The 21,500-nt window shown below is 68.1% G+C and carries 23 protein-coding genes; 5 read left to right on the top strand and 18 right to left on the bottom strand.

The genetic code is table 11. The features are described from left to right. Positions 1 to 15 precede the first annotated feature (15 nt). From L1081_RS04715 to L1081_RS04685, 7 genes are all read right to left on the bottom strand, one after another. The gene (locus tag L1081_RS04715; protein WP_489415414.1) at positions 16 to 663 is read right to left on the bottom strand and encodes a DUF2894 domain-containing protein; all 648 of its coding nucleotides are present in this window, start codon (positions 661 to 663) and stop codon (positions 16 to 18) included. Beyond that, the gene (locus L1081_RS04710) at positions 656 to 1,312 is read right to left on the bottom strand and encodes an OmpA family protein (RefSeq protein ID WP_319438467.1); all 657 of its coding nucleotides are present in this window, start codon (positions 1,310 to 1,312) and stop codon (positions 656 to 658) included. The genes L1081_RS04715 and L1081_RS04710 overlap by 8 nt, the downstream gene beginning before the upstream one ends. Next, positions 1,312 to 3,402, bottom strand: coding sequence for a DUF802 domain-containing protein (locus L1081_RS04705; RefSeq protein ID WP_489415413.1), 2,091 nt, complete (start codon positions 3,400 to 3,402; stop codon positions 1,312 to 1,314). The genes L1081_RS04710 and L1081_RS04705 overlap by 1 nt, the downstream gene beginning before the upstream one ends. Further along, positions 3,395 to 4,096 (bottom strand): DUF3348 family protein, encoded by a 702-nt coding sequence (locus L1081_RS04700; protein ID WP_489415412.1) that lies wholly within the window; start codon positions 4,094 to 4,096, stop codon positions 3,395 to 3,397. Before L1081_RS04700 ends, L1081_RS04705 begins: the two co-directional genes overlap by 8 nt. A 127-nt stretch (positions 4,097 to 4,223) precedes the next feature. Next, positions 4,224 to 4,757: a DUF2867 domain-containing protein gene (locus tag L1081_RS04695; RefSeq protein ID WP_489415411.1), complete on the bottom strand. Its 534-nt coding sequence runs from the start codon at positions 4,755 to 4,757 to the stop codon at positions 4,224 to 4,226. After that, positions 4,754 to 4,981: a DUF7661 family protein gene (locus L1081_RS04690; protein WP_489415410.1), complete on the bottom strand. Its 228-nt coding sequence runs from the start codon at positions 4,979 to 4,981 to the stop codon at positions 4,754 to 4,756. The genes L1081_RS04695 and L1081_RS04690 overlap by 4 nt, the downstream gene beginning before the upstream one ends. Then, entirely contained in the window at positions 4,978 to 5,454 is a 477-nt protein-coding gene (locus tag L1081_RS04685) for an NUDIX domain-containing protein (RefSeq protein WP_489415409.1), read from the bottom strand. The genes L1081_RS04690 and L1081_RS04685 overlap by 4 nt, the downstream gene beginning before the upstream one ends. 69 nt (positions 5,455 to 5,523) lie before the next feature. Here L1081_RS04685 and L1081_RS04680 point away from each other — a divergent pair, with 69 nt between their 5' ends. Next, on the top strand, positions 5,524 to 6,099 hold the full coding sequence (locus L1081_RS04680) for a DNA-3-methyladenine glycosylase I (RefSeq protein ID WP_489415408.1): 576 nt from the start codon (positions 5,524 to 5,526) through the stop codon (positions 6,097 to 6,099). Between the two features lie 105 nt (positions 6,100 to 6,204). Here L1081_RS04680 and L1081_RS04675 read toward each other — a convergent pair whose 3' ends face one another. From L1081_RS04675 to metE, 3 genes are all read right to left on the bottom strand, one after another. Next, positions 6,205 to 6,546, bottom strand: a complete 342-nt coding sequence (locus tag L1081_RS04675; RefSeq protein WP_124958208.1) for an alpha/beta hydrolase — start codon at positions 6,544 to 6,546, stop codon at positions 6,205 to 6,207. A 251-nt stretch (positions 6,547 to 6,797) separates the two neighbouring features. After that, the gene (locus L1081_RS04670) at positions 6,798 to 7,664 is read right to left on the bottom strand and encodes a hypothetical protein (protein ID WP_489415407.1); all 867 of its coding nucleotides are present in this window, start codon (positions 7,662 to 7,664) and stop codon (positions 6,798 to 6,800) included. Between the two features lie 39 nt (positions 7,665 to 7,703). Then, positions 7,704 to 10,058 (bottom strand): 5-methyltetrahydropteroyltriglutamate--homocysteine S-methyltransferase, encoded by a 2,355-nt coding sequence (gene metE / locus L1081_RS04665; RefSeq protein ID WP_489415406.1) that lies wholly within the window; start codon positions 10,056 to 10,058, stop codon positions 7,704 to 7,706. A 101-nt stretch (positions 10,059 to 10,159) separates the two neighbouring features. Here metE and L1081_RS04660 point away from each other — a divergent pair, with 101 nt between their 5' ends. Beyond that, positions 10,160 to 11,086, top strand: coding sequence for a LysR substrate-binding domain-containing protein (locus L1081_RS04660; protein ID WP_489415405.1), 927 nt, complete (start codon positions 10,160 to 10,162; stop codon positions 11,084 to 11,086). On the opposite strand, the gene gcvA is transcribed toward L1081_RS04660, so the two are convergent. Further along, positions 11,055 to 11,999, bottom strand: a complete 945-nt coding sequence (gcvA, locus tag L1081_RS04655) for a transcriptional regulator GcvA (protein ID WP_489415404.1) — start codon at positions 11,997 to 11,999, stop codon at positions 11,055 to 11,057. The genes L1081_RS04660 and gcvA overlap by 32 nt on opposite strands. Before the next feature lie 110 nt (positions 12,000 to 12,109). Between gcvA and L1081_RS04650 the strand changes: the two genes are divergently transcribed. Then, on the top strand, positions 12,110 to 13,390 hold the full coding sequence (locus tag L1081_RS04650; RefSeq protein WP_489415403.1) for an MFS transporter: 1,281 nt from the start codon (positions 12,110 to 12,112) through the stop codon (positions 13,388 to 13,390). Then, positions 13,362 to 13,517 (top strand): hypothetical protein, encoded by a 156-nt coding sequence (locus tag L1081_RS04645; protein ID WP_278873909.1) that lies wholly within the window; start codon positions 13,362 to 13,364, stop codon positions 13,515 to 13,517. Before L1081_RS04650 ends, L1081_RS04645 begins: the two co-directional genes overlap by 29 nt. An 11-nt stretch (positions 13,518 to 13,528) precedes the next feature. Here L1081_RS04645 and mmsB read toward each other — a convergent pair whose 3' ends face one another. Genes mmsB through L1081_RS04620 form a run of 5 tightly spaced genes read right to left on the bottom strand, consistent with a single transcriptional unit; the run spans position 13,529 to position 18,667 of the window. After that, entirely contained in the window at positions 13,529 to 14,431 is a 903-nt protein-coding gene (gene mmsB / locus L1081_RS04640; protein WP_489415402.1) for a 3-hydroxyisobutyrate dehydrogenase, read from the bottom strand. A gap of 31 nt (positions 14,432 to 14,462) precedes the next feature. After that, entirely contained in the window at positions 14,463 to 15,578 is a 1,116-nt protein-coding gene (locus L1081_RS04635) for a 3-hydroxyisobutyryl-CoA hydrolase (protein WP_489415401.1), read from the bottom strand. 28 nt (positions 15,579 to 15,606) lie between these two features. Further along, positions 15,607 to 16,761 (bottom strand): acyl-CoA dehydrogenase family protein, encoded by a 1,155-nt coding sequence (locus L1081_RS04630; RefSeq protein ID WP_489415400.1) that lies wholly within the window; start codon positions 16,759 to 16,761, stop codon positions 15,607 to 15,609. Then, positions 16,758 to 17,147: a lysozyme inhibitor LprI family protein gene (locus tag L1081_RS04625; protein ID WP_489415399.1), complete on the bottom strand. Its 390-nt coding sequence runs from the start codon at positions 17,145 to 17,147 to the stop codon at positions 16,758 to 16,760. The genes L1081_RS04630 and L1081_RS04625 overlap by 4 nt, the downstream gene beginning before the upstream one ends. After that, positions 17,144 to 18,667 carry a CoA-acylating methylmalonate-semialdehyde dehydrogenase gene (locus L1081_RS04620; protein WP_489415398.1) on the bottom strand — a complete coding sequence of 508 codons (1,524 nt, stop codon included), beginning with the start codon at positions 18,665 to 18,667 and terminating at the stop codon, positions 17,144 to 17,146. Before L1081_RS04620 ends, L1081_RS04625 begins: the two co-directional genes overlap by 4 nt. Before the next feature lie 138 nt (positions 18,668 to 18,805). Between L1081_RS04620 and L1081_RS04615 the strand changes: the two genes are divergently transcribed. Further along, positions 18,806 to 19,702 carry a LysR substrate-binding domain-containing protein gene (locus L1081_RS04615; RefSeq protein WP_489415397.1) on the top strand — a complete coding sequence of 299 codons (897 nt, stop codon included), beginning with the start codon at positions 18,806 to 18,808 and terminating at the stop codon, positions 19,700 to 19,702. Between the two features lie 10 nt (positions 19,703 to 19,712). Here L1081_RS04615 and L1081_RS04610 read toward each other — a convergent pair whose 3' ends face one another. After that, the gene (locus L1081_RS04610) at positions 19,713 to 20,045 is read right to left on the bottom strand and encodes a hypothetical protein (RefSeq protein WP_012748357.1); all 333 of its coding nucleotides are present in this window, start codon (positions 20,043 to 20,045) and stop codon (positions 19,713 to 19,715) included. Positions 20,046 to 20,057: 12 nt separating this feature from the next. Beyond that, entirely contained in the window at positions 20,058 to 21,470 is a 1,413-nt protein-coding gene (locus L1081_RS04605; protein ID WP_489415396.1) for a CoA transferase, read from the bottom strand. Between the last annotated feature and the right edge of the window lie 30 nt (positions 21,471 to 21,500).

Genomic DNA, 21,500 nt, shown 5'->3' with positions numbered 1-21,500 from the left:
AGCAGGAGCCGCAGTTCAGCCCGGCTTGCCGCGCGTTGTTTTCTTCTGGCCTTCGGCGCGCGGCGCGTTCGCGGCAGCCGCCGGGCCGGTGCTGGCGTTCAGCTGATCGACCCACAGCAAGGTGTCGACGTACGACATGAACCGGTTGAGGTATTCGGGCGACAGCTCGTGCATCAGCATGAGGGACCGGTGCACCAGGTGGTGCGAGTTGAGCGGGCCCGCGTTCTCCGGCACCTTGGCCAGCGACTGCGTCAGCCGCCGGTCGGCGCTGAGCCGCGACCAGGTGCTCCTGAAGTAGCGCAGCGTCTTGAGCTCGGGGGTGGTGGGTGCGGCGTCGTCATCGCCTTGCAGCGGCACCTGCCGCGCCATGTGCTCGACAAGCTCCGCGAGCGGGCCGCGGGGAAGACGGGCTGCGTGTTTCGTGCTGGTGTCCGCAATGGCCGCAGCACTCTCAACGCACTGGGCCTCTTCAAGCTTCTCGCGATAGGCCGCGAGCAGCGCGGCCAGCCGCTCGTCGAGAATGCGCCGCGCATCGCCCTCATGGGCTGCCGCCCGCCTCGCGAGCGCCTCGATGAAGCGAAAGCGCACGGGATCCCGGCGATGCCCGCCCTGCGCGCGCCAGGCGTCGAGCACTGCGGCGGGATCGATGCCGCTGCTACTCACGGGACTTGGTGCCGGCGCCAGCCTGCCGCGGCGTGGGCGCCATCTCGACGCGGCGGTTCTTCGCGCGCCCTTCGGCATCGGCATTGGATGCCACCGCCTGCTCGGAGCCGAAGGCCGCGGCAAACACCGAGGACGATGGAACGCCCTCTTCGATCAAGGCCCGCGTCACGGTCAATGCGCGCTGGGCCGAGAGCTCCCAGTTGTCGGCGAAGGGCCGGTTGCCGTCCTTCGACTGGCGCATCTGCCGGTCGTCGGTGAAGCCGCTCACCATCAGCACCTCGTCGCGCGCGCGCAGGTAGGTGGCCACGGGCGTGGCCAGGCTCTTGAGCACCTGCCGGCCTTCGGGCTGCAGCTCGGCCGAGTTGAAGGCGAACAGCACGCTGCCGCTGATGCCTATGCGCCCGTTGTTCAGCGTGACGCGGCCCGCCGCGAGCGGCCCGGCCAGTGCCTGTTCGAGCGCCTCGCGCCGCTGCGTCTCGGCCTGGCGCTGCTGCACTTCGGCCTGCAGCCTGGCCGCCAGGTCCAGTTGCATGCCGAGCGCGCCCACGAGAATCAGCACGAAGGCGCCGACCAGCCCCGACATCAGGTCGCCGAAGACCGCCCACACCGGCACGCTCGGCTCCAGGCCGGCGTCGAGATCGTCGCGCATCACGCTTCGCTGCCCACGGCGGCCTGCCGGCCCGCGATCTGCTGCAGGTCTTCGACGATCTGCTTCTGCGACATGATGCTCAGGTCGATGACTTCCCTCGCCTGCGCCACGTAGTAGGCCAGCTGCTCGTCGCTGCGCGCAATGGACTTGCCGAGCGCACCCTCGACGCGCTGCAGATGGGCCACCAGCTTGTCGTTCGATTCGCTGAACAGCTGCACGGCAAAGCCGAAGGCCTCGCCAAGGCTTGCCACTTCGACGGCACTGCCGGCGATCTGCGCGGCGATCGCGGCCATCTTGCCGGTTTCCTCGTCGACCTTGTCGGTGAAGCGGCTGCCCACGCGGTCCAGCACGTCCGCCGATGCACCGACCAGCGCATCGACCGCCGAGCGCTGCTCGGTGGAGGCGTGGTTCACGGCATCGAGCAGGGTTCCCAGCGTTTCCATGATGCGGCTGCGTTCTTCCAGCATCGCGTTGTCGCGCGCCATGCTGTCGGACAGCTTCTGGCGCAGCTCGGCCACCACTTCGGCGGCCACCCGAGGCGCTTCCGACGCGGCCTGCAGCAGCCGCGCGATCTCGCCGACCGTGTTCTTCGCATGAGCTTCGGCCTGGGTGGACATGTCGCGCGCGGTCTGCGCGAGCGCATCGAAGAGCTGCTGCTGCTGGCTTGCCGTGTGCGCGCCCGCCTGATGCCACTCCTGCTGCAGCGACGTGGACACCGTGGCCAGCGCCTGCGTCCAGGCCGACAGGCGCTGCTCGTCGCGCGCCGCGATGTCGGCCTGCAGCGTGGCGTGCGCCTGCTCCACGGTGCGCAGCAGCGATGCCGCGTGCTGCTCGAAGCCGGCCGCCGCCGCCGCGAGCGACTGCTGCGCCTCCTGCGACAGCTTTTCGCTGACGCGCTGGTGCTGCGCGAGCGCGCTGCCCCAGGTGTCGGACACGCCGGCCGCCGTGCTTTCGAGGCGGGCCGAGACGCCCTCCACCAGCGAGGCCGAGCGCTGCTCGAAGGTTTCGGCAAAGCGGTCATGCGAAGCGCGCAGGTCGCTCGACAGCGCCTCGGAGGTGCGCTGGTGCTCGGCGAGCGCTGCCTGCCAGGTGCCCGCCACGCTGGCGGTGGCGGCCTCGAAGCGGCTCGAGAGGCCATCGAGCTGCTGCTGCACGGTGCGCGCGACGGTGTCGTGCAGCGAGGCCGTCTCGCGCGCGATGCCCGCCATGGTCGCCTCGACCACCGGCTGGATCGTCGCGCCGGCGATGCGCGCGCTTTCGCTCAGGCTCTGCTTGAGCGACTGGTCGACCGAGGAAGCCAGCCCGGCATACACCGCCTCGGCCTTGGTGTGGAACTGCGCCTGGCCGGCGGCAAGGCGCTCGTTCAGGGCCTGGCTCTGCCGCTCCATCGCCGCCATCATGGCCTGCAGCTGGTCGACCAGCCGCGGCATCTGGTGGGCCTGCTGCTCGAGCAGCTGGAACGAGGCCTCGCGCTGATGGGCCAGCGAGTAGGCGCGCAGCGTGGTGGCGATCTTGCTGTCGAGCATCTGCCCGGCCTGCAGCCGCTCTCGCCGGCACAGCGCCGAGGCCAGCCCCAGCATCGCGGAGGCGGCCACGCCAGCCACCGAGGTGCCGAATGCCAGCCCCAGGCCCTTCACGGGCGCCGACAGCGAGGCGCGGATGGCCGGCAGGTCCGTCGCGCTTTCCAGCGCCATGCCGGTGCCGTTCAGCGTGACCACCATGCCGAGGAAGGTGCCCAGCATGCCCAGCAGCACCAGCAGTCCGGCCAGGTAGGGCGTGAGCGCCGGGCCCGGCAGGCCCACGCGCTCGCCCTCGATGCGAAGGCGCACGGCGTTGCGCAGCGTGGGATGCAGCCGGTCGAGCCAGCCGCCCAGGCTCGCGGGCGGGTCGGAAAGATCTGCCACGGCACGTGACAAGGTGGAGGTGGCCTGCTGAAAGCGGTGCAGTTCCAGCGCCCCCATCAGGTAGAACGCGCCGACCAGCATCGTGACGGCAAGCGCCAGCGTGTACGAGCCGATGTATCCGGCCCCGACCCAGCAGACGACGGCCAGGCCCGCGGCAAAAACAGCGTAGTGAAGAAATCTATTCATGGCACTCTGGTTGCCTCATGCGAAGGGCTTCGAGCAGCCCTTCGATCGGTTGGAATCGGAAATCGAGTTCGGCGAGCAGCACGTTCTTCATGTCCTTGCGGAACACATGCAGCCACTCGCCGGCCTCTGCCTCGCCCTCGGGTTCACCCGTCGTCTCCGGGCTGGCCTGGCGCAGGCGCGTGAAATGCTTTTCGAGCAGCACGGGCACGGCCGCGAGCAGGCTGTGTTCGCGCGCCGCCAGAACCTGCTCCATCACCACGTCCACCGCCGCAAGCCGGGCCATGGCCGGCGACCTGGCCGCCAGCAGCGCCCGCAAACGGCCGCGCAACGGGCCGATGCCCGCCTCCATGGCCTGTTGCAGCGTGAGATGGCGGCGGCGAAACGGCGTGAAGTCGACGGCTGCCGCCGAAGCTACAGCGCCGTCTTCGGCCACGGCCTTTGCCAACGCGGCTCGCGCACGGACGCATTCGCGCTCTTCGGCGCTCGCGGAAGCCCGCGCGCGCGAAGGCGCTGCCGCCGCCACGGCGCCGTCCAGCGCGGCCGACAGCGAGATGGCGTCGGTCCAGCCGAACCATTGGCTCAATCGGTCCGCGGTGGCCTGCCGGGGTTCGCGCACGTCGATGTCGGTCAGCCGAGAAAGCAAGCGAACAAGCGCCGAGCCGTTGAAAACTGTGCGCTGTGAAACTTGCGCCATACCCGCCAGAACGAAAAACCTGGCAGTCTACACCGGCAGCTCCCCTTGGCCTCGCCGCTCCACAGCTGCTACCGGGAGGGAAAGTTCAAGCAAACGTTCCAGGCGGTAACCAGGCGTTCCGCTGGATTCAGACCGCCGCTTCCGCGGGCCACCCCGAGCGCGCCGCGCGTTCGAGCGCAGAACGCACCACCAGCCGATGGAACGGCGCGATCAGCCGGATGTAGTTGCGGCCGAAGAGGTTGTGGCAGTGCACCACCGTGACGGCAGTGAGCGAATCCCCCGCCACGGAGCGCATCACCGAGACGCGGAAATCCAGGTGCCGGTCGTCCTCGCCAAGCACCACCTCGTCCGCATGCGTTTCGTAAATGCGAAAGAAGCCCACGCGCGGCACATCGCCCGGCGTGCCGGCACGCAGCGCACTGGCCGTCTTGAGGCCGAAGCCGCCGACCAAGCGGTCGCGCAGCGCCAACAGCGCGTTGACCCAGGGAGCGGGACGCTCGAACGCGAAGCGCGTAAGCGCCATCACGTCGCGGGTGGCGCCCGGCGGCAGGTCGATGGCAAAGGCGTCGGCCAGGAAGGCGCCACGGTAGAGGCCGGCCACGCACACGCCCGAGGGCAGCGCCTCGCGGCGGGACTTGTGCAATCGATGGTTGTTTGTCATTGGAAGATCTCGAAGACATCGCCGTTGGTCGGCGTCGCCTGCTCGTGATAGATGTCGTAGAGATACTGCGAAAGCTCGCCGCGGCTGAGGTCGGATGGAATTGCCAACTGGATCTTGCAGCGCTTCCCATCCGCCCCCTTCAAGTAGCTGATCCAGCGGTCTTCGACCCTTTCGATGGCCACGATCCGGCCGAACACATTGAACAGGTAGCGCTCGCCGCTCATGGGTATTCACGCTGGACCGCGTGCGAGAAGACCAGCGGATCGGCCGCGAGCGAAGCTGGAAGGAAGGTCGGACGCAGGTTGACGGCGGTCAGCTCCGTGATGGGAAACCAGCGGAATTCCAGATCCAGGTGGCTCTCGATTCCCCGGTAGCTTCGCGCCTTGTCGAGGTGCGGCGAATCCTCGGGCAGCGAGACGAGAAAATAGAACCCGATCTCGTGGTTCCGCCGGCCCGCAAGGTCGAAGAAATTCTCGGCCACATGAAGAAGCCGGCCGCATTCGACTTCTTCGCCAAGCTCCTCCCGCATCTCCCGCACGATCGTGGCCGAGGCCTCTTCGCCGACTTCGACCCTGCCGCCCGGCAAGGCCCAGTAGTCGTCGCCCGGCGCCCGGTGAAGCAGCGCGTGGCCCGCATGAAGAATGACCGCGGCAGCCCGCACCTGAAAGCGCTGGCCGTGGAGATGGACTGAGATCATGAGGGCTCGAGTATCGGTGGTTAAAGTCCGAACCATCCCGCGTAGAAGATGAACCCAACCCACCACCCGATGCCTCCCGAAACCAAGCCCCGCTGCACCTGGGCCCAGAGCGATCCGCTGCTGGCCTCCTACCACGACGCCGAATGGGGCGTGCCCGAGCGCGACAGCCGCGCGCTGTGGGAAAAGCTCATGCTCGACGGCTTCCAGGCGGGCCTGTCGTGGCTCACGATCCTGCGCAAGCGCGATGCGTTCCGTGCTTCATTCGAGGACTTCGTGCCCGAAAAGGTGGCACGGTTCACCGCGGCCGATGTCGACCGGCTGATGCTGGACGCGGGCATCGTGCGCTCGCGCGCCAAGATCGAGGCCACCATCGGCAACGCCCGCGCCTACCTGGCGATGCAGGCCGCGGGCGAGGATTTTTCGGAATTCGTCTGGGGCATGGCCGGCGGCAAGCCCATCGTCAACAGGACCGGCGCGGTGCCGACGAAGACGCCGCTTTCGGAACAGATGTCGGCGGCCCTGAAGAAGCGCGGCTTCAAGTTCGTGGGACCGGTGATCGTCTATGCATGGATGCAGGCCACCGGCATCGTCGACGACCATGCGCCCGACTGCTTCTGCCACCACGCCGCGCCTCGGCAGCGCTGAAAACGCAAAAAGCCGGACGGCACCTGGGGCGCCGTCCGGCTTTTTTTATTGCAGAGGAAAGACGCGCGGCCCGATGCCGCGGTCTCTTCTCTTCTGCCCGCCTTCTTACAGGCCGGCTTGGCGCGTGAAGCTGCGTGCTTGCGAGGGAACCACGCTGCCGGCGAAAGCTTCGCGGCGCAGGTTCTGGCCGGGCGCGTGAGCGGCGGCAACGGCTTCGCTGCGAACCGCGGCGCGGTCGGCCGAGGCAGCCAGCACGGGAGCGACGGTGGCCGAAGCGGCGTCGCTGTAGACGTTGCCTTCGCGGGCAGCGGCAGCGGCCTGGGGAGCCACGTCGGCGCGGCTGTAGCCGGAGGTCAGGGGCTGCACGCCTTCGTAGGTTTCTGCATGGGCGCCGGCAGCGGCGAGCAGGGACAGAGCGGCGGCGGCGAGGATGTTCGAGGTCTTCATTTCAATTTCCTTCTTGATTGGGCTTTGGATACCCTGAAGTTTGCACCACGATGACAAGGGAAAACCCTAGCCAATCGAATCGCAGTGTTCATGAAACTGAAACAATGACGGGGAACTTTTTGATGTGAGCGCCAAAGTGCACACTTTGTTTAAGAAATTCGGCCCAATTGGCGTATTTTTTCTCTAGCCCCGCCGGGCGGCGAGTATCGCGCAAGATGGCCCCTGCATGTTGCATGCCAGTCACCGCGGTCTCAGGAACGCGGCCAGCCGCGCACCAGCGTCCGGATCGCCACGGCGCCGCTTCCCTTGACCTCGGCGCGGTAGCTGCCCACCAGCGCTTCGCGCTCGGCCGCGGCCTGTGGGTCGTGGCGCCAGGCCAGCAAGGCGGCCACGTCCGCATCGGGCAGCGCCGCGAGCAGCGCCTGCGTGACCTGCCTTTCGAACTCGCGCGCCACCGTCAGCAGGTTGCGCGGACGCGGCGAGGTAATGCCGCGCGACCACAGCGTGTCGACGGCCATGTCGAGCGTGCGGTCCGGCAGCGAGGTGAATTGCCCGGCATTGCCGCGCGCCAGTTGCTTGGCAACGGAACTCAGCAGCAACTGGCTAGAGAAATCGACCTCGCGCAGGTCGGCCACGGCCATGCGCTCGAGCAGTTCGGTGCGTGCGGGATCGGCCGGCTTCGCGCGTTCGCGGTTGAAGAACGCCTGCTTGCCCGCGTCGTCCATGGCGGCGTAGTCGGCACGCAGCTTCGAGAACCGGGCTACCGCGGCCTGCACCTGCGCATTCGGCGCCGCGCCGCCCTTGCCGGCAGCCGCGACTTCCTGCTGGATGGCGGCGACGGAGGCGGCCACGTCGAAGGACCGCGCAGCGGCCGCGTCCAGCGCCTGGAGCGCCTTGCCGGCAATGGCCTGGTCGGCCGGCTCGAGCAGCTGGTGCGCGTCGCGCGACACCGCCCCTGGCGCATAGGCCGCCTGGTAGCGCGCCTGCACGCCCTCGAACTGCAGCAGGGACTGGGCGCGGTCTTGCGCCCAGCCCATGACGGGTGCGAACAACAGCGGCAGCAGCAGGAGAAAAGGCGCGAGAAGGAGACGTCTCGGTGAAACTGGAATGGCAAGCATGGCGCCATTATTGGCGCCCTCCATGACCGCCCCTCCGCTTCAGGCCGCCGCCAGTTCCCTGCGCAGCAGCTTCGCGGCCGCCACCATGTTCGACAGCGCGGCCTCGGTCTCCGGCCAGCCGCGAGTCTTCAGTCCGCAGTCGGGATTGATCCAGAGGTTCTCGGGCGGCACCACGCCGGCGGCCTTGCGCATCAGGCGCACGATCTCGTCCACCGAGGGCACGCGCGGCGAATGGATGTCGTACACGCCCGGGCCGATCTCGTTCGGGTAGCGGAAGCCGCCCGCGCTGTTCTCGCCGCCCAATCCGCCGAACGCGCGCAGCAATTCCATGTCGGAGCGGCTGGTCTCGATGGTGATCACGTCGGCGTCCATGGCCGCGATCTCGGGCAGGATGTCGTTGAACTCCGAATAGCACATGTGGGTGTGGATCTGCGTCTGGTCGCGCACGCCCGAGGCGCTGATGCGGAAGGCGCGCGTGGCCGACTTCAGGTAGGCCGGCCAGCCGGCGCGGCGCAGCGGCAGTCCTTCGCGGATGGCGGGCTCGTCGATCTGGATGATGCCGATGCCGGCGGCCTCAAGGTCCACCACCTCGTCGCGGATCGCCCAGGCGATCTGCTCGCAAGTGATGCTGCGCGGCTGGTCGTCGCGCACGAAGGACCATTGCAGGATGGTGACCGGGCCGGTCAGCATGCCCTTCATCGGCAGCTTCGTGAGGCTCTGCGCATAGGCGGTCCATTCGACCGTCATCGGCGCAGGGCGCGCCACGTCGCCGAAGATGACCGGCGGCTTCACGCAGCGCGAGCCGTACGACTGCACCCAGCCATTGGCGGTGAAGGCAAAGCCGTCGAGCTGCTCGCCGAAGTATTCGACCATGTCGTTGCGCTCCGCCTCGCCATGCACCAGCACGTCGATGCCCAGTTCTTCCTGCTTGCGCACGGCCAGCGCGATCTCGGCACGCATCTTCTCCCGGTAGCCCGCGGCATCGAGCTCGCCGCGCTTGCAGGCGGCGCGCGCGGCGCGGATTTCCGTGGTCTGCGGGAACGAGCCGATGGTGGTGGTGGGCAGCGCGGGCAATGCGAAGCGCGCGCGCTGCAGCTGCTGCCGCTGGCCGAAGGGGGATGCGCGCTGGTCGTCGCCGGCCACGCTGCGGGCGAGCCGCAGCGCTACGTCGGCGCGGTGCACGCGCGGGCTGCCGCGCCGTGCGGCCGCGGCGGCGCGCGCGGCTTCGAGTTCTTGCGTGACCGAGTCCTCGCGGCCGTCGAGCACGGCGCGCAGCACGCGCAGTTCGCCGAGCTTTTCCACGGCGAAGGCGAGCCACGACTTGAGCTCCGCATCGAGGTTGTCTTCCGCGGCCAGGCTGAACGGCACGTGCAGCAGCGAGCACGATGGCGCGATCCACAGCTCCCCGCGCTTCTTGTCGACCACCGGGCGCAGCGTCGCAAGCGCGGCGTCGGGGTCGGTGCGCCAGATGTTGCGGCCATCGACGACGCCGACGGACAGCACCTTGTGCGCCGGGAGCCAGTCGGCCACGCCGGTCAGCTCCTGCGGCGCGCGCACGGCGTCCACGTGCAGGCCGGCCACCGGCAGCTGGCAGGCCAGGCGCAGGTTGTCGGACAGCGGTGAGAAGTAGGTGGCCAGCAGCAGCTTGGGCGCACTGCGGGCCAGCTGCCAGTAGGCGCGCTCGAAGGCGTTGCGCCAGGCATCGGGCAGGTCGAGCCCGAGGATGGGCTCGTCGATCTGCACCCATTCCACGCCCTGCTGCTTGAGGCGGTTCAGCACCTGCTCGTAGACGGGCAGCAGCGCATCGAGCAGCGACAGGCGATCGAAGCCCTCCTGCTTCTCCTTGCCAAGGTACAGGAAGCTCAGCGGCCCCAGCAGCACCGCCTTGACCGCATGGCCGGCCTGCTGCGCCTGCGCAACCTCGTCGAAGAGCCGCGTCGAGGCCAGCTTGAACTGCGTGGCCGCGGTGAACTCGGGCACGAGGTAGTGGTAGTTGGTGTCGAACCACTTGGTCATTTCCAGCGCGAAAGTGCCCTCTGCGCCGTGCTTGCAGCTGGCATCGTGCACATGGCCAGCCTCGTCTTCCACGCCGCGCGCCATCTTGAAATAACGCGACAGCTCGGGCTCGTCGCCCTTGAAGCCGAAGCGCGCCGGCTCGCAGCCGAAGAGCTGGATGTGGTTGGCCACATGGTCGTAGCAGGCGAAGTCGCCGACCGTCACGTAGTCGAGCCCCGCGTCGCGCTGGGCCTGCCAGTGGCGCTCGCGCAGCTGTTCGCCAACTTCTTCCAGTGCAGCGTGGTCGATCTCGCCGCGCCAATGCTTTTCGAGGGCGAACTTGAGTTCCCGGTGGGCGCCCATGCGCGGAAAGCCGAGGATGTGGGTACGGGTGGTCATACAGGTATTCCGGTCGCTGAATCTTTGAGAATCGGCAATGGTCGGTCTTTGGGGTCTATGATTCAAACGAAACCTTTTGCCCATTCACTTGAAATTCACTCATGTTGCAGTCGATCCTCGAGATACGCCACCTGCGCACGCTGGTTGCGCTGCGCGACACCGGCAGCCTGGTGCGCGCGGCGCAATTGCTGAACCTCACGCAGTCGGCGCTGTCGCACCAGATCAAGCTGCTCGAAGACCGCTACGGCGCGCAGCTCTTCGAGCGCAAGTCGGTGCCGCCGCAGTTCAGCACCACCGGACTGCGGCTCTTGCAGCTGGCCGATGCCGCGCTGCCGCTGATCGAAGAAGCAGAGCGCGACGTGGCGCGGCTGGCGCTGGGCCGCAGCGGGCAGCTGCGCATCGTGGTCGAGTGCCACACCTGCTTCGACTGGCTGATGCCGGCCATGGATGCCTTCCGCCAGCGCTGGCCCGAGATCGAGCTGGACATCGTCTCGGGCTTTCATCCCGACCCGATCGCGCTGGTGATGCAGAACCGCGCCGAGGTGGCGATCGTCTCCGAGCAGGACCCCGACGAGACCGTGGACTACCACGCGCTGTTCCGCTTCGAGATCGTGGCGCTGCTCGCCAACGACCATGCGCTCGTCGCCAAGCCGCATCTGACGGCGCGCCACTTTGCCGACCAGACGCTCATCACCTACCCCGTGCCCGACGAGATGCTCGACATCGTGCGCCAGGTGCTGGCACCGGCCGGCGTGGCGCCCGCGCACCGTCGCACGACCGAGCTCACGGTGGCGATGCTGCAGCTGGTCGCGAGCGGCCGCGGCGTGGCCACCCTGCCGCTGTGGGCGGTGCAGAACTACCTGGACCGCGGCTATGTCACGGCGCGGCGCGTCGGCGCCCGGGGCCTCACGGGGCGGCTGTACATGGCCTGCACGCAGGGCACGTCCGATCAGCCGTGGCTGGCGGACTTCGTGCGCATCACGCGCGAGAGCTGCTTCAAGAGCCTGCCCGGGATCGAGCTGCTTTGACCGGGGTCTTCCTGCGCGGCCTGGCGGCTTTTCTGCTGGCCTCGGCAGCGATCCATTCGCGGAAGGCCGCGACCTTGGGCCGGTCGCGGCTGCCTTCCGGACAGACGAGGTAGTAGGCAAAGTCTTCGAGCCAGCTCGCATCCGAGAGCTGGACGAGCCGGCCCTCTGCCAGGTCGTCGGCCACCACCGCAGCGGGCAGCAGGGCCGCGCCCTGCCCTGCGAGCACCGCCTTCAGCAGCAGGCCCGAATCGTCGAACGACGGGCCGCGTGCCGGCCTTGCATCTTCGATGCCCTGCGCCTCGAACCACAGCTGCCAGGCCTTGCGCTCGGCATCGTTCACGCGCGGCCAGCGCATCAGATCGGACGGCGATGTAGGGATGCCGAGCTGCCTGACCAGGGCTGGCGTTGCAACGGGAACGATCTCCACCGTCAGCACGCGCTGGCTGCTCAAGCCGGGATAGCGGCCGAGGCCGTGGCGAATGGCGACGTCCACGCCATCGCGCGAAAAATCGGCCAGTGCGGTGCTGCTCACCACCTGCAGATCGATGTCCGGATGTGCGTCCTGGAAGCCCTTCAGGCGCGGCACCAGCCATGCGGACGCGAAGAACGGCGTGGCGCTCACCGTGAGGATGCCGGTTTCCGCGGGCAAGGCGACGCGGCGCGTGGCGTCGCTGATCTGCCGGAACGCATTGCGCACCGGCGGCAGGTAGGCCTGCCCCGCATCGGTCAGAAAGATGCCGCGGTTCGCGCGCCGGAAGAGCGCAATGCCCAGGTGCAGCTCCAGCGACTTGATCAACTGGCTCACGGCGCCGGCGGTGACACACAGTTCGTCGGCCGCGTTCTTCACCGAGAGATGACGGGCGGTCGCCTCGAAGGCGCGGAGCGCGTTGAGCGGCGGAAGTTGATGCTCCATATTTTAGTTTATCTAATCTGAATTCTTCAGAATATCCCATTTGCCTAGCTTTACACGAAAAACGATCATCCAGATCCGCCTAGTCTAGCCATTAGATATTCTGAGCAAACATGCACAATCGATTCTTCAAACCCATCTTCCGAGGCTGGTTCGTGGTGGCCGGCGCCTTTGCCGTCACGCTCGTGGGCTTCGGCAGTGCCTACACCTTCAGCGCCTTCCTCGAATCGCTGCAGCGCGATTTCGGCGCCTCGCGCGGCTCTGTGTCGCTGGTGTTCTCGCTCGCGGGCTTTCTCTACTTCGGGCTCGGCGTGGTCAGCGGGCCACTCGCGGACCGGTGGGGTGCACGGCGGCTCGCGGTCGCGGGCATGGTGCTGGTCGGCCTGGGCCTGGCCGCCGCGGGACAGGCGCGGAGCCTGACCGAGGCTTGCCTGGCCTACGGCCTGGGCGTCGGGCTCGGCGTCGGTGCGTCCTATGTGCCGGTGCTGGGCGCGGTGCAGCGCTGGTTTGTCAGGCGGCGCGGATTCGCCTCGGGGCTGGCGGTGAGCGGCATCGGCGTGGGCACGCTGGTGATGCCGCCGCTGGCGTCGCTTCTCATCGAGGCGCTGGGATGGCGCCACGCCTACCTGGCGCTGGGCGCAATGGCCGTGGTGGTGGGCGCCGGCATGGCGCTGCTGATCGAGGACGATCCGCGCCACCGCGGGCTCGGGCCCGACGGCGATCCGCCGCAGCCGCGAGCGCCGTCAGTCGTGCCCGCAGGCTCCGCGTTGCGGGACGCGGTAAGGTCGCGCCGCTTCGCCGGGCTCTATGCGGCGTGCCTGATCAGTTCGTTCGGGCTGTTCGTTCCCTTCGTCCACCTGGTGCCCTACGCGCTCGACCACGGCCTGCCGCCCGGCTCGGCCGTGCTGCTGCTGGGAGCGATCGGCATCGGCAGCACGGCGGGGCGCTTTTTTCTTGGAGGACTGGCCGATCGGCTGGGCCGCCAGCTTGCGCTGCCGCTGATGTCGGCCGGCATGGCGCTTTCGCTGGTGGTGTGGGCGGTGTCCAGCGGGTTCTGGGGGCTGGCCGCGTTCGCGTTTGCCTACGGCGTGTTCTACGGCGGCTTCGTCGCGCTGCTGCCCGCGCTGGTCATGGACTACTTCGGCGGCCGCAGCATCGGCGCGATCCTCGGCGTGCTGTACACCAGCGTCGCCTTCGGCACCCTGGTCGGGCCGAGCGCGGCAGGCTTTGCGTTCGACATCAGCCGCAGTTACCTGCTGCCGATCCTGGCCGGCATCGGCGCCAATCTGGTCGCGGCCGGGGTGCTGTTGGCCATGTCGAAGACGCGTGCGGCGGCAAAAGCGGGCGCGCGGGGTACAGTCGGGAATGAACCCACACACGCCCAGCGCTCCTAAGCCGCCCGAAACGGCTCCCGTCGAAGTCACAGAGACGCAGGCGTTCACCCGCGCATGGGCCGTGTTCCTGCTGCTGTTCCTGGGCGTGCTGGGTCTTCTGTGGGCCAGCGACGCCCTGTTCGGCTAAAGGCTGAAAAGCTAGGACGAAGCCTTCTGCAGCAGCTTCAGCACGCTCGAGAAATCGAGCGCGCCATGGCCCGCCAGGCTGTGCGCGGCATAGAGGCTGCGCGCCAGTCCGCCCAGCGGCGTGGCGGCGCGCACGGCGGTGGCGTTTTCCTGCGCCAGGCCCAGGTCCTTGAGCATCAGGTCGGTGCCGAAGCCGCCCGCATAGTTCTTGGATGCGGGCGCTGTTTCCATCACGCCGGGCATCGGGTTGTATTTTTCGAGGGCCCAGTTGCCGCCCGAGCTGCGCCGCATGATTTCGGACAGCACCTTGGGATCGAGCCCGTTGGCCACGCCCAGCGCCAGCGCCTCCGAGGTGCCGATCATCAGGATGCCGAGCAGCATGTTGTTGCAGATCTTCGCGGTCTGGCCCGCGCCGATGCCGCCCGCGTGAAAGATGTTGGCGCCCATCTTCTCGAGCACGGGGCGCGCACGTTCGAGGTCGTCGGTCTCGCCGCCGACCATGAAGGTCAGCGTGCCGGCAATCGCGCCGCCCGTGCCGCCGGAAACCGGCGCATCGATCATTGCAATGCCCTTGGCGGCGGCCGCCTCGGCCACCTTGCGCGACGTGGCGGCGGCGATGGTACTGCTGTCGATCACGAGCGTGCCGGCACGGATGCTGTCGAGCAGGCCGGGCTTGCTGCCACCGCTGCCGAGGAACAGGCCCTCCACGTGCGCACTGGCCGGCAGCATGCTGATGACCACGTCGGCATCGGCCACCGACTCGGCGGCCGACGAAGCAATGGTCAGGCCTTCGGCCGCGTATTTCTTGCAGGCCTCGTCCGACAGGTCGAAGGCCTTGACCGCAAAGCCCGCCTTGCGCAGGTTCAGGGCCATGGGTCCGCCCATGTGGCCGAGGCCGATGAATGCGATTTTCATTTGATGTCTCCGTTGTATGTATGGAAGAGCCTCAGGCCAGCGCAGCCAGCTCCGAGGGCATCTCGCCGCGCGGGCGCAGGTGGTCCTCGATGAAGGCGGGCGTGATCTCTTCGATGGTGGCGGGGTTCCAGCGCGGATTGCGGTCCTTGTCGATCAGCACCGCGCGGATGCCCTCGGCAAAGTCCTTGTGCGCGCAGAAGCCGAGCGAGGCCCAGTATTCGAGCCGGAACACCTCGGCCAGCGACATGCGGTGCACGCGCTGCCAGAGCTCGAAGCTCAGCGCGGCCGAGCTCGGAGCGCCCTTGGCGAAGGTCTTGGACGCGGACTGCAGCCAGGCATCGTCGCTCTGGAGGCTGCGCAGGCGCTTGGCAATGTCGAGCAGATCGTCGCCGGCCATCAGCGTGTTGATGGTGTCGTAGTGCTCGCGCACCTTGGAGGGCGGCAGCTCGGCGCCCTCGCCGGCGCGCGCAAGAATGCGCGAGAGTTCGGCACGGTCGGCCTTTTGCTCGCCGCGCCAGTTGGCGGCGGCAATCGCTTCGAGCACCTGGCCCTTGCGTTCGTGCGGCACCAGCACGTCGGCCAGGCCGCAGAAGATGGCGTCGGCCGCATTGAGGTTGGCGGCCGTGAGCGCCAGGAACAGGCCCGTACGACCGGGGGTGCGACGCAGGAACCAGCTGCCGCCCACGTCGGGGTACAGGCCGATGCTGATCTCGGGCATGGCAACGCGGCTCTGCGCGGTGACCACGCGGTGCGAGCAGCCCGCCATCAGCCCCACGCCCCCGCCCATCACGATGCCGTGGCCCCAGCAGAGAAATGGCTTGGGAAAGGTGTGAATCAGATAGTCGAGCTCGTATTCCTCGCGGAAGAAGTCTTCGGCGTAGGTGTTGCGCGCAGGGCCGCACTCGAGCAGCGTCTGGTACAGCTGGCGCAAGTCGCCGCCGGCGCAGAAGGCCTTCTCGCCGGCTGCCTGCAGCAGCACGCCGACGATGCCGTCGTCCTTTGCCCATTCGCGCAGCCTGGGCGTGAGCAGGCGCACCATGTCCACCGACAGCGCGTTGAGCGAAGCGGGTGCATTGAGCGTGGCGGTGGCAAAGCGCTTGCCGCCGGCGGTCTTGATTTCGTCGAAGAGAACTACGGAGTCGGTCATTGTCTTGAGAGGTTCTGGGTGCGGGGCTTCAGCGGATATCGCTGTCCCCTTCCAGCAATTTTCGCGCAACGATCACGCGCATGATCTCGTTGGTGCCTTCGAGGATCTGGTGCACGCGGGTATCGCGCACCAGCCGCTCGAGCGGGAATTCGCTCAGGTAGCCGTAGCCGCCGTGCAATTGCAGCGCGTCATTGCACACGTTGAAGCCCGCATCGGTCGCAAAGCGCTTGGCCATGGCGCAGTAGGTGCTGGCATCGGCATGGCCCGCATCGAGCTTGCTTGCCGCGAGCCGCACCATCTGCCGCGCCGCGACCAGTTCGGTCGCCATGTCGGCCAGCTTGAACTGCAGCGCCTGGAAGCTCGCGATCGGCTTGCCGAACTGCTGGCGCTCATGCAGGTAGCGGCGCGCCGCATCGAGCGCGCCCTGCGCTGCGCCCACCGAGCAGGTCGCGATGTTGATGCGCCCGCCGTCGAGCCCCTTCATCGCAATGCGAAAGCCCTCGCCTTCCTTGCCCAGCAGGTTCTCGGCCGGCACGCGCACGTTGTCGAAGCTGATGGTGCGCGTGGGCTGGCTGTTCCAGCCCATCTTGTGCTCCTTCTTGCCGTAGCTCACGCCCGGCGCGTCGGCCGGCACCGCAAAGGCCGAGATGCCGCCCGCGCCGCCACCGCCCGTGCGCGCCATGAGCACCAGCACGTCGGTCGACCCGGCGCCGGAGATGAAGGCCTTGCCGCCGTTGATCAGGTACTCGGCGCCCTGCAGTTCGGCGCGCGTCTTGAGCGAGCCCGCGTCCGACCCGGCGCCCGGCTCGGTGAGGCAGTAGGAAGCCAGCTTGCGCCCGCTCGTGAGGTCTTCGCCCCATTGCGCGGCCACTGCATCGGTCGCCCAGGTGCCGAGCATCCAGGTCGCCATGTTGTGGATCGTGATGAAGGCCGTGGTCGAGGGGTCGACCGCGGCCATCTCCTCGAACACCAGCGTCGAATCGAGCCGCGGCAGCCCGAGGCCGCCGATGCGCTCGGGCGCATAGAGCCCGCAGAAGCCCAGTTCGCCTGCCTTGGCGATGGCTTCCTTCGGAAAGATGGCCTCGGCGTCCCACCGCGCCGCATGGGGCGCGAACTCGGCCTGTGCAAAATCGCGCGCGGTCTGCGCAAAGGCGTTCTGCTCTTCAGACAATTCGAAGTTCATTGTTCGCGACCCTTCCAGCGATCCAGTTCGGCAGTCCGCTTCCGGGTCGATTCCTCCAGACATGAATTGAACACCAGCGGCCAGATGGAGCCGCCTTCGTTCGCTTTCGAGGCCCGTTTGCAGGAGGGGTCGCGGCCCTTGAGCCAAGTGCGCTGCTCGGTGCGCAGCGCGACGCGCATCTGCGGCGAGAGCGTCTTCATCACCTCGCCGTAGCGGATGTTGAGCGCGGCGTCGGCGGCGCGAAAGTCGCGCACCGCGCAGGCGTTCATCTGCTGCTGGTTGCCGTCGGGTCTGCAATCCAGCGGGTTTGCATCATCGGCCGCATGCGCGCCGGCGGCGAGCAGCAGCACGGCCGATGCCGCGACACCGTGAAACGCGTGGCTCACTTGAGGCTGATCGTGGTGTTGACGCCGTGCGAGACGGTGCTGTCGTCGAACCAGCGTGCCGTCACGGTCTTGGTCTGCGTGTAGAACATGATGACCTGCTTGCCGTACGGACCCAGGTCGCCGAGCTTCGATGCACGCGAACCGGTGAACGAGAACATCGGCACCGGCACCGGGATCGGCACGTTGATGCCGACCTGGCCCACGTCGATGTCTTCCTGGAAGCGGCGCGCCGCGGCACCCGACTGCGTGAAGATCGCCGTGCCGTTGCCGTTCGGGTTGCTGTTGATCAGCTCGATGGCCTCGTCGATGTTCTCGGCATCGGCCACGCACAGCACCGGACCGAACACTTCCTGGTCATAGATCGTCATGCCGGGCTTCACGCCCGAGAAGATCGTCGGGCCCACGAAGTTGCCCTTCTCGTAGCCCGGCACGGTGGGCTTGCGGCCGTCGAGTTCGAGCTTGGCGCCATCGGCCACGCCGCGTTCGATGAGGCCGTTGACGCGTTCGTAGGCGGCGCAGGAAACCAGCGGCCCCACGTCCACGCCCTTCTCGGTGCCCGCGCCGATCTTCAGCGTCTTCGCCTTCTCGATGAGTTCGGGCACCCAGTTGCGCGCCTCGCCCACCAGCACCGCCACCGACACCGCCATGCAGCGCTGGCCCGCCGCGCCAAAGCTCGCGCCGGCCAGTGCGTTGAGCGTCTGCTCCTTGTTGGCGTCGGGCATCACGATGGCGTGGTTCTTCGCGCCCATCATGCATTGCACGCGCTTGGCCGTAAGCGTGGCGCGGTTGTAGACGTGCGTGCCGACCTTGGTCGAGCCGACGAAGCTGATGGCCTTGATGTCCTTGTGGTCGCAGATGCCGTTGACCACCGCTTCACCGCCATGCACCACGTTCAGCACGCCGGGCGGAATGCCGGCCTCGAGCGCGAGTTCGCACAAACGCATGGTGACCATCGGGTCCTGCTCCGAGGGCTTCAGCACGAAGGTGTTGCCGGTGACGATGGCCATCGGGAACATCCACAGCGGGATCATGGCCGGGAAGTTGAACGGCGTGATGCCGGCGCACACGCCCAGCGGCTGCAGCAGCGTGTAGGTGTCGACCCCGTTGGCCACGTTGTTGGCGAGCTCGCCGAGCTGCAGGTTGCCGATGTTCGAGGCGTGCTCGACCACCTCGAGGCCGCGGAACACGTCGCCCTCGGCGTCCGGCAGCGTCTTGCCCTGCTCGGCGGTGAGGATGGCAGCCAGCTCGCCCATGTTCTCGCGGATGAGCTGCTGGTACTTCAGGAAGATGCGGGCGCGCGCGCCGATGGGCGTCTTGCGCCACGTCTTGAAGGCGTCCTTGGCGGAGGCCACGGCGGCGTCGAGTTCGGCCTGCGTGGCAAACGGCACGCGGGCCAGCACTTCCTGCGTGGCCGGGTTGACGATGTCGCGCCATTCGGTGGTCTTGGACTCGACGAACTTGCCGCCGATCAAGAGCTTGACGGTGGCGACCTGGGTCTTGGGGGTGGTGGTGGCGTCCATGGGTTTTGTCTCCTGTGAATAGGGGCCTGCATGGCAGGTTCAACACGCATCCTAGCTTTGCAGATTTGCCATGACAATAGACAAATATGCGCTATCACTTTGCAAAAATGCAGAGCCAACCCGAGGGAACGCGAGCACATGGACTGGGACAACCTTCGCTACTTTCTGGAGCTGGCCCGCTCGGGCACGCTGATGAGCGCCGCGCGCCGGCTCGAGGTGGACCACACCACGGTGGCGCGGCGCATCCAGGCCCTTGAAAAGGAAGTGGGCGCGCCGCTTTTCTCGCGCGAGTCGGGCGGCCACCGGCTCACCGAGGCGGGTCGCAAGCTGCAGCCGCAGGTCGAGGCCATGGAAAGCGCGTTCCAGGCGGTGGAAAGCACCGCGCCGGCCTCGCAGGAAGGCTTGTCGGGGCTGATCCGCATCGGCGCCACCGAGGGCTTCGGCACCGTGGTGCTGGCACCGCAGCTGGCGCTTTTCGCGCAGCAGCATCCCAAGCTCACCATCGACCTGCTCGCGATGCCGCGGCTGGTGCACCTGTCGCGGCGCGAGGCCGACATCGTGATCTCGCTCGAACGCCCGGCGCGCGGGCCCGTGGTCGTGAGCAAGCTCACCGACTACACGCTCAGGCTCTATGCATCGAAGAAGTACCTGGCCGCCCACAAGCCCATCAAGACGCGCGAAGACCTGCGCGGCCACACCTTCATCAGCTACGTGGACGACCTGCTCTTCAGCAAGGAGCTGCAGTACCTCGACGAACTGCACCGTCCCGATGCCTTTGCGCTGCGCAGCACCAGCGTGCTCGCGCAGCACCGCGCGGTGGCGGCGGGCGCGGGCATCGCGGTGCTGCCGGCCTTCATCGCGGAAAACGACAACGCGCTCAAGCCCGTGCTGCCGGGACAGGCGAATTTCACGCGCACGTTCTGGATGTCGATGCCCGCGGAGACGAAGCACCTGGTGCGCATGCAGGCGGTGTGGGAGTTCCTGCGCGAGACGGTGCAGGCACAGCGGCAGCTGCTGCTGCCTGCACCCGCATGAGGCCGAAGGCTCAGCGCCGCGGCGGAGCCAGGTCCGGAAAGTTCAGCGCCACGAACTCGATCACGAACTCCTGCGGGTCCGCGCGAAGCTGCTGCTCTTCTGCACGGTCGAGGTAGCTGCGCCAGAACTGCCGGATCTGGTCCTGCACGTCGTCGGCAAAGCCCATCTGGGTGCCGACCATCTCCTGCCAGGTGCCGCTCGCACTGAAGGTCTGCGCGAGCGTGGGCTCCAGCGCCTCGAGCTTGGCGCGCTTGGCGTCGTCGAGCTGGTCGATGGCGTCCAGCACCAGGCAATCCACCAGCCGCAGCAACGGCCTTCCTTCGTATCTGTTCGTCGTCTGCATGCGCCAAGTTTCTCACTGCGCGGGGTCGCTGGGCCAGGCCGGCGGATGGCTGCCCGGCGGCATCGACGGGCGCGGCCATGCGGCCGGCGTGCGCGACAGCTGCGCGCTGTGGCGCAGCGCAGTCAGTTCGCCGAAGCCCGAGGCCGATGTCTCGAGATAGGGCTTCAGGTCGGGCCTGGCGATCGACAGCCCGCCGGGCACGCGACCGAGCCCGCGCAGCCACTGCCCCGTCTGCGCCAGCGACACCTGCACATGCCAGCTGCCGCCCTCCTGCTGCTGACGCCAGAGCGCCGCGGCGGCGCCGAAGGCGATCAGGTAGCCCGTGGCCTCGTCGAGGATCTGCATCGGCAGCGGCCTGGGCTTGCCGTCGCCGGCCCCTTCGCCTTCGCCCTCGCCCTCGCCTTCGGCATGGTTGAAGCCCATGGCGGTCTGCACCAGCGAATCGAATCCGCGGCGATGCGCCCACGGGCCTCGCGTGCCATAGGCCGTGAGCGACACGCACACGATGCCGGGCGCGAGCCGCGCGAGTTCCGCAGGCCCGAAGCCCAGCGCCTCGATGCCGCCGGGCCGGTAGCCCTGCACGAAGACATGGGCCTGCGCGGCGAGTTGCCGCAGCGTGGCGCGGTCCGCTTCGGTGCGCAGGTCCACATGCGCCGACAGCTTGCCGCGGCTGGTTTCGGCAATGGATTCGATGTTCGGCAGATGCGGCGAATTGACGAGCATCACGTCGGCGCCATAGGCCGCGAGCGCGCGGCCTCCCACGGGGCCCGCGAGGATGCGCGTCAGGTCGAGCACGCGCACGCCCTCGAGCGGCCGCTGGTCTTCGCGCAGCGGCGGCAGCACGAGCGGCGGTGCATCGCCGATGCGCTTGATCGTGAAGAGCGGTTGTGCCGCAATGGCTTGGCCTTGCGGCGTGGCGCCCCATTCGTCGAAGCGGCGCAGCGCGCTCGCCACCAGGCCTTGCGCGGCGGCGGCGTCTTCGAAATCGCGGGCGCGCCAGGTGGCCATGGCAGCCTCGGCCTCCGCGCGCGTAGCGGCGGCCGGATCCAGCGTCATCAGCCGCAGCGCGCCGTCGCGGTGGTGCGCGAAGTTGGCGTGGATACGCACCCAGCCGTCGGCGCAGCGGTACAGCCCCGAGAAGCTGTCCCACAGGTCGGGCACGCGCCCGTCGAGGCTGAACCAGCCGGTGCAGTCGAGCGCCGCGTGCCGCATGTCGACGGCGACTTCCTGGCGCCCGGCGCCGCGCAAATGCCCCAGTTCGCAGGCCGCAAGAGCCGCCGCCGCGATGGTGCTCTGCGCGGCCGCGCCCACCGCGAAGGACGACGGCAGTACCGGGTCTTCGCCCGTGAGCCGCGCATGCGGCAAGGCCTCGACCGGCAGGCCCGCCTGCCGCCAGAGGCTGTCCAGGGCTTCGCTCGCATTCATTTCATTTCTCCAGAACGTCCAAAGCAAAAA

The organism is Variovorax sp. MSC1_012, assembly GCF_023667525.1.
GTDB classification, from domain to species: domain Bacteria; phylum Pseudomonadota; class Gammaproteobacteria; order Burkholderiales; family Burkholderiaceae_C; genus Variovorax; species Variovorax beijingensis_B.
Note: the sequence above shows the minus strand (reverse complement) of the source record. Positions and strands in the feature narration are given on the sequence as shown.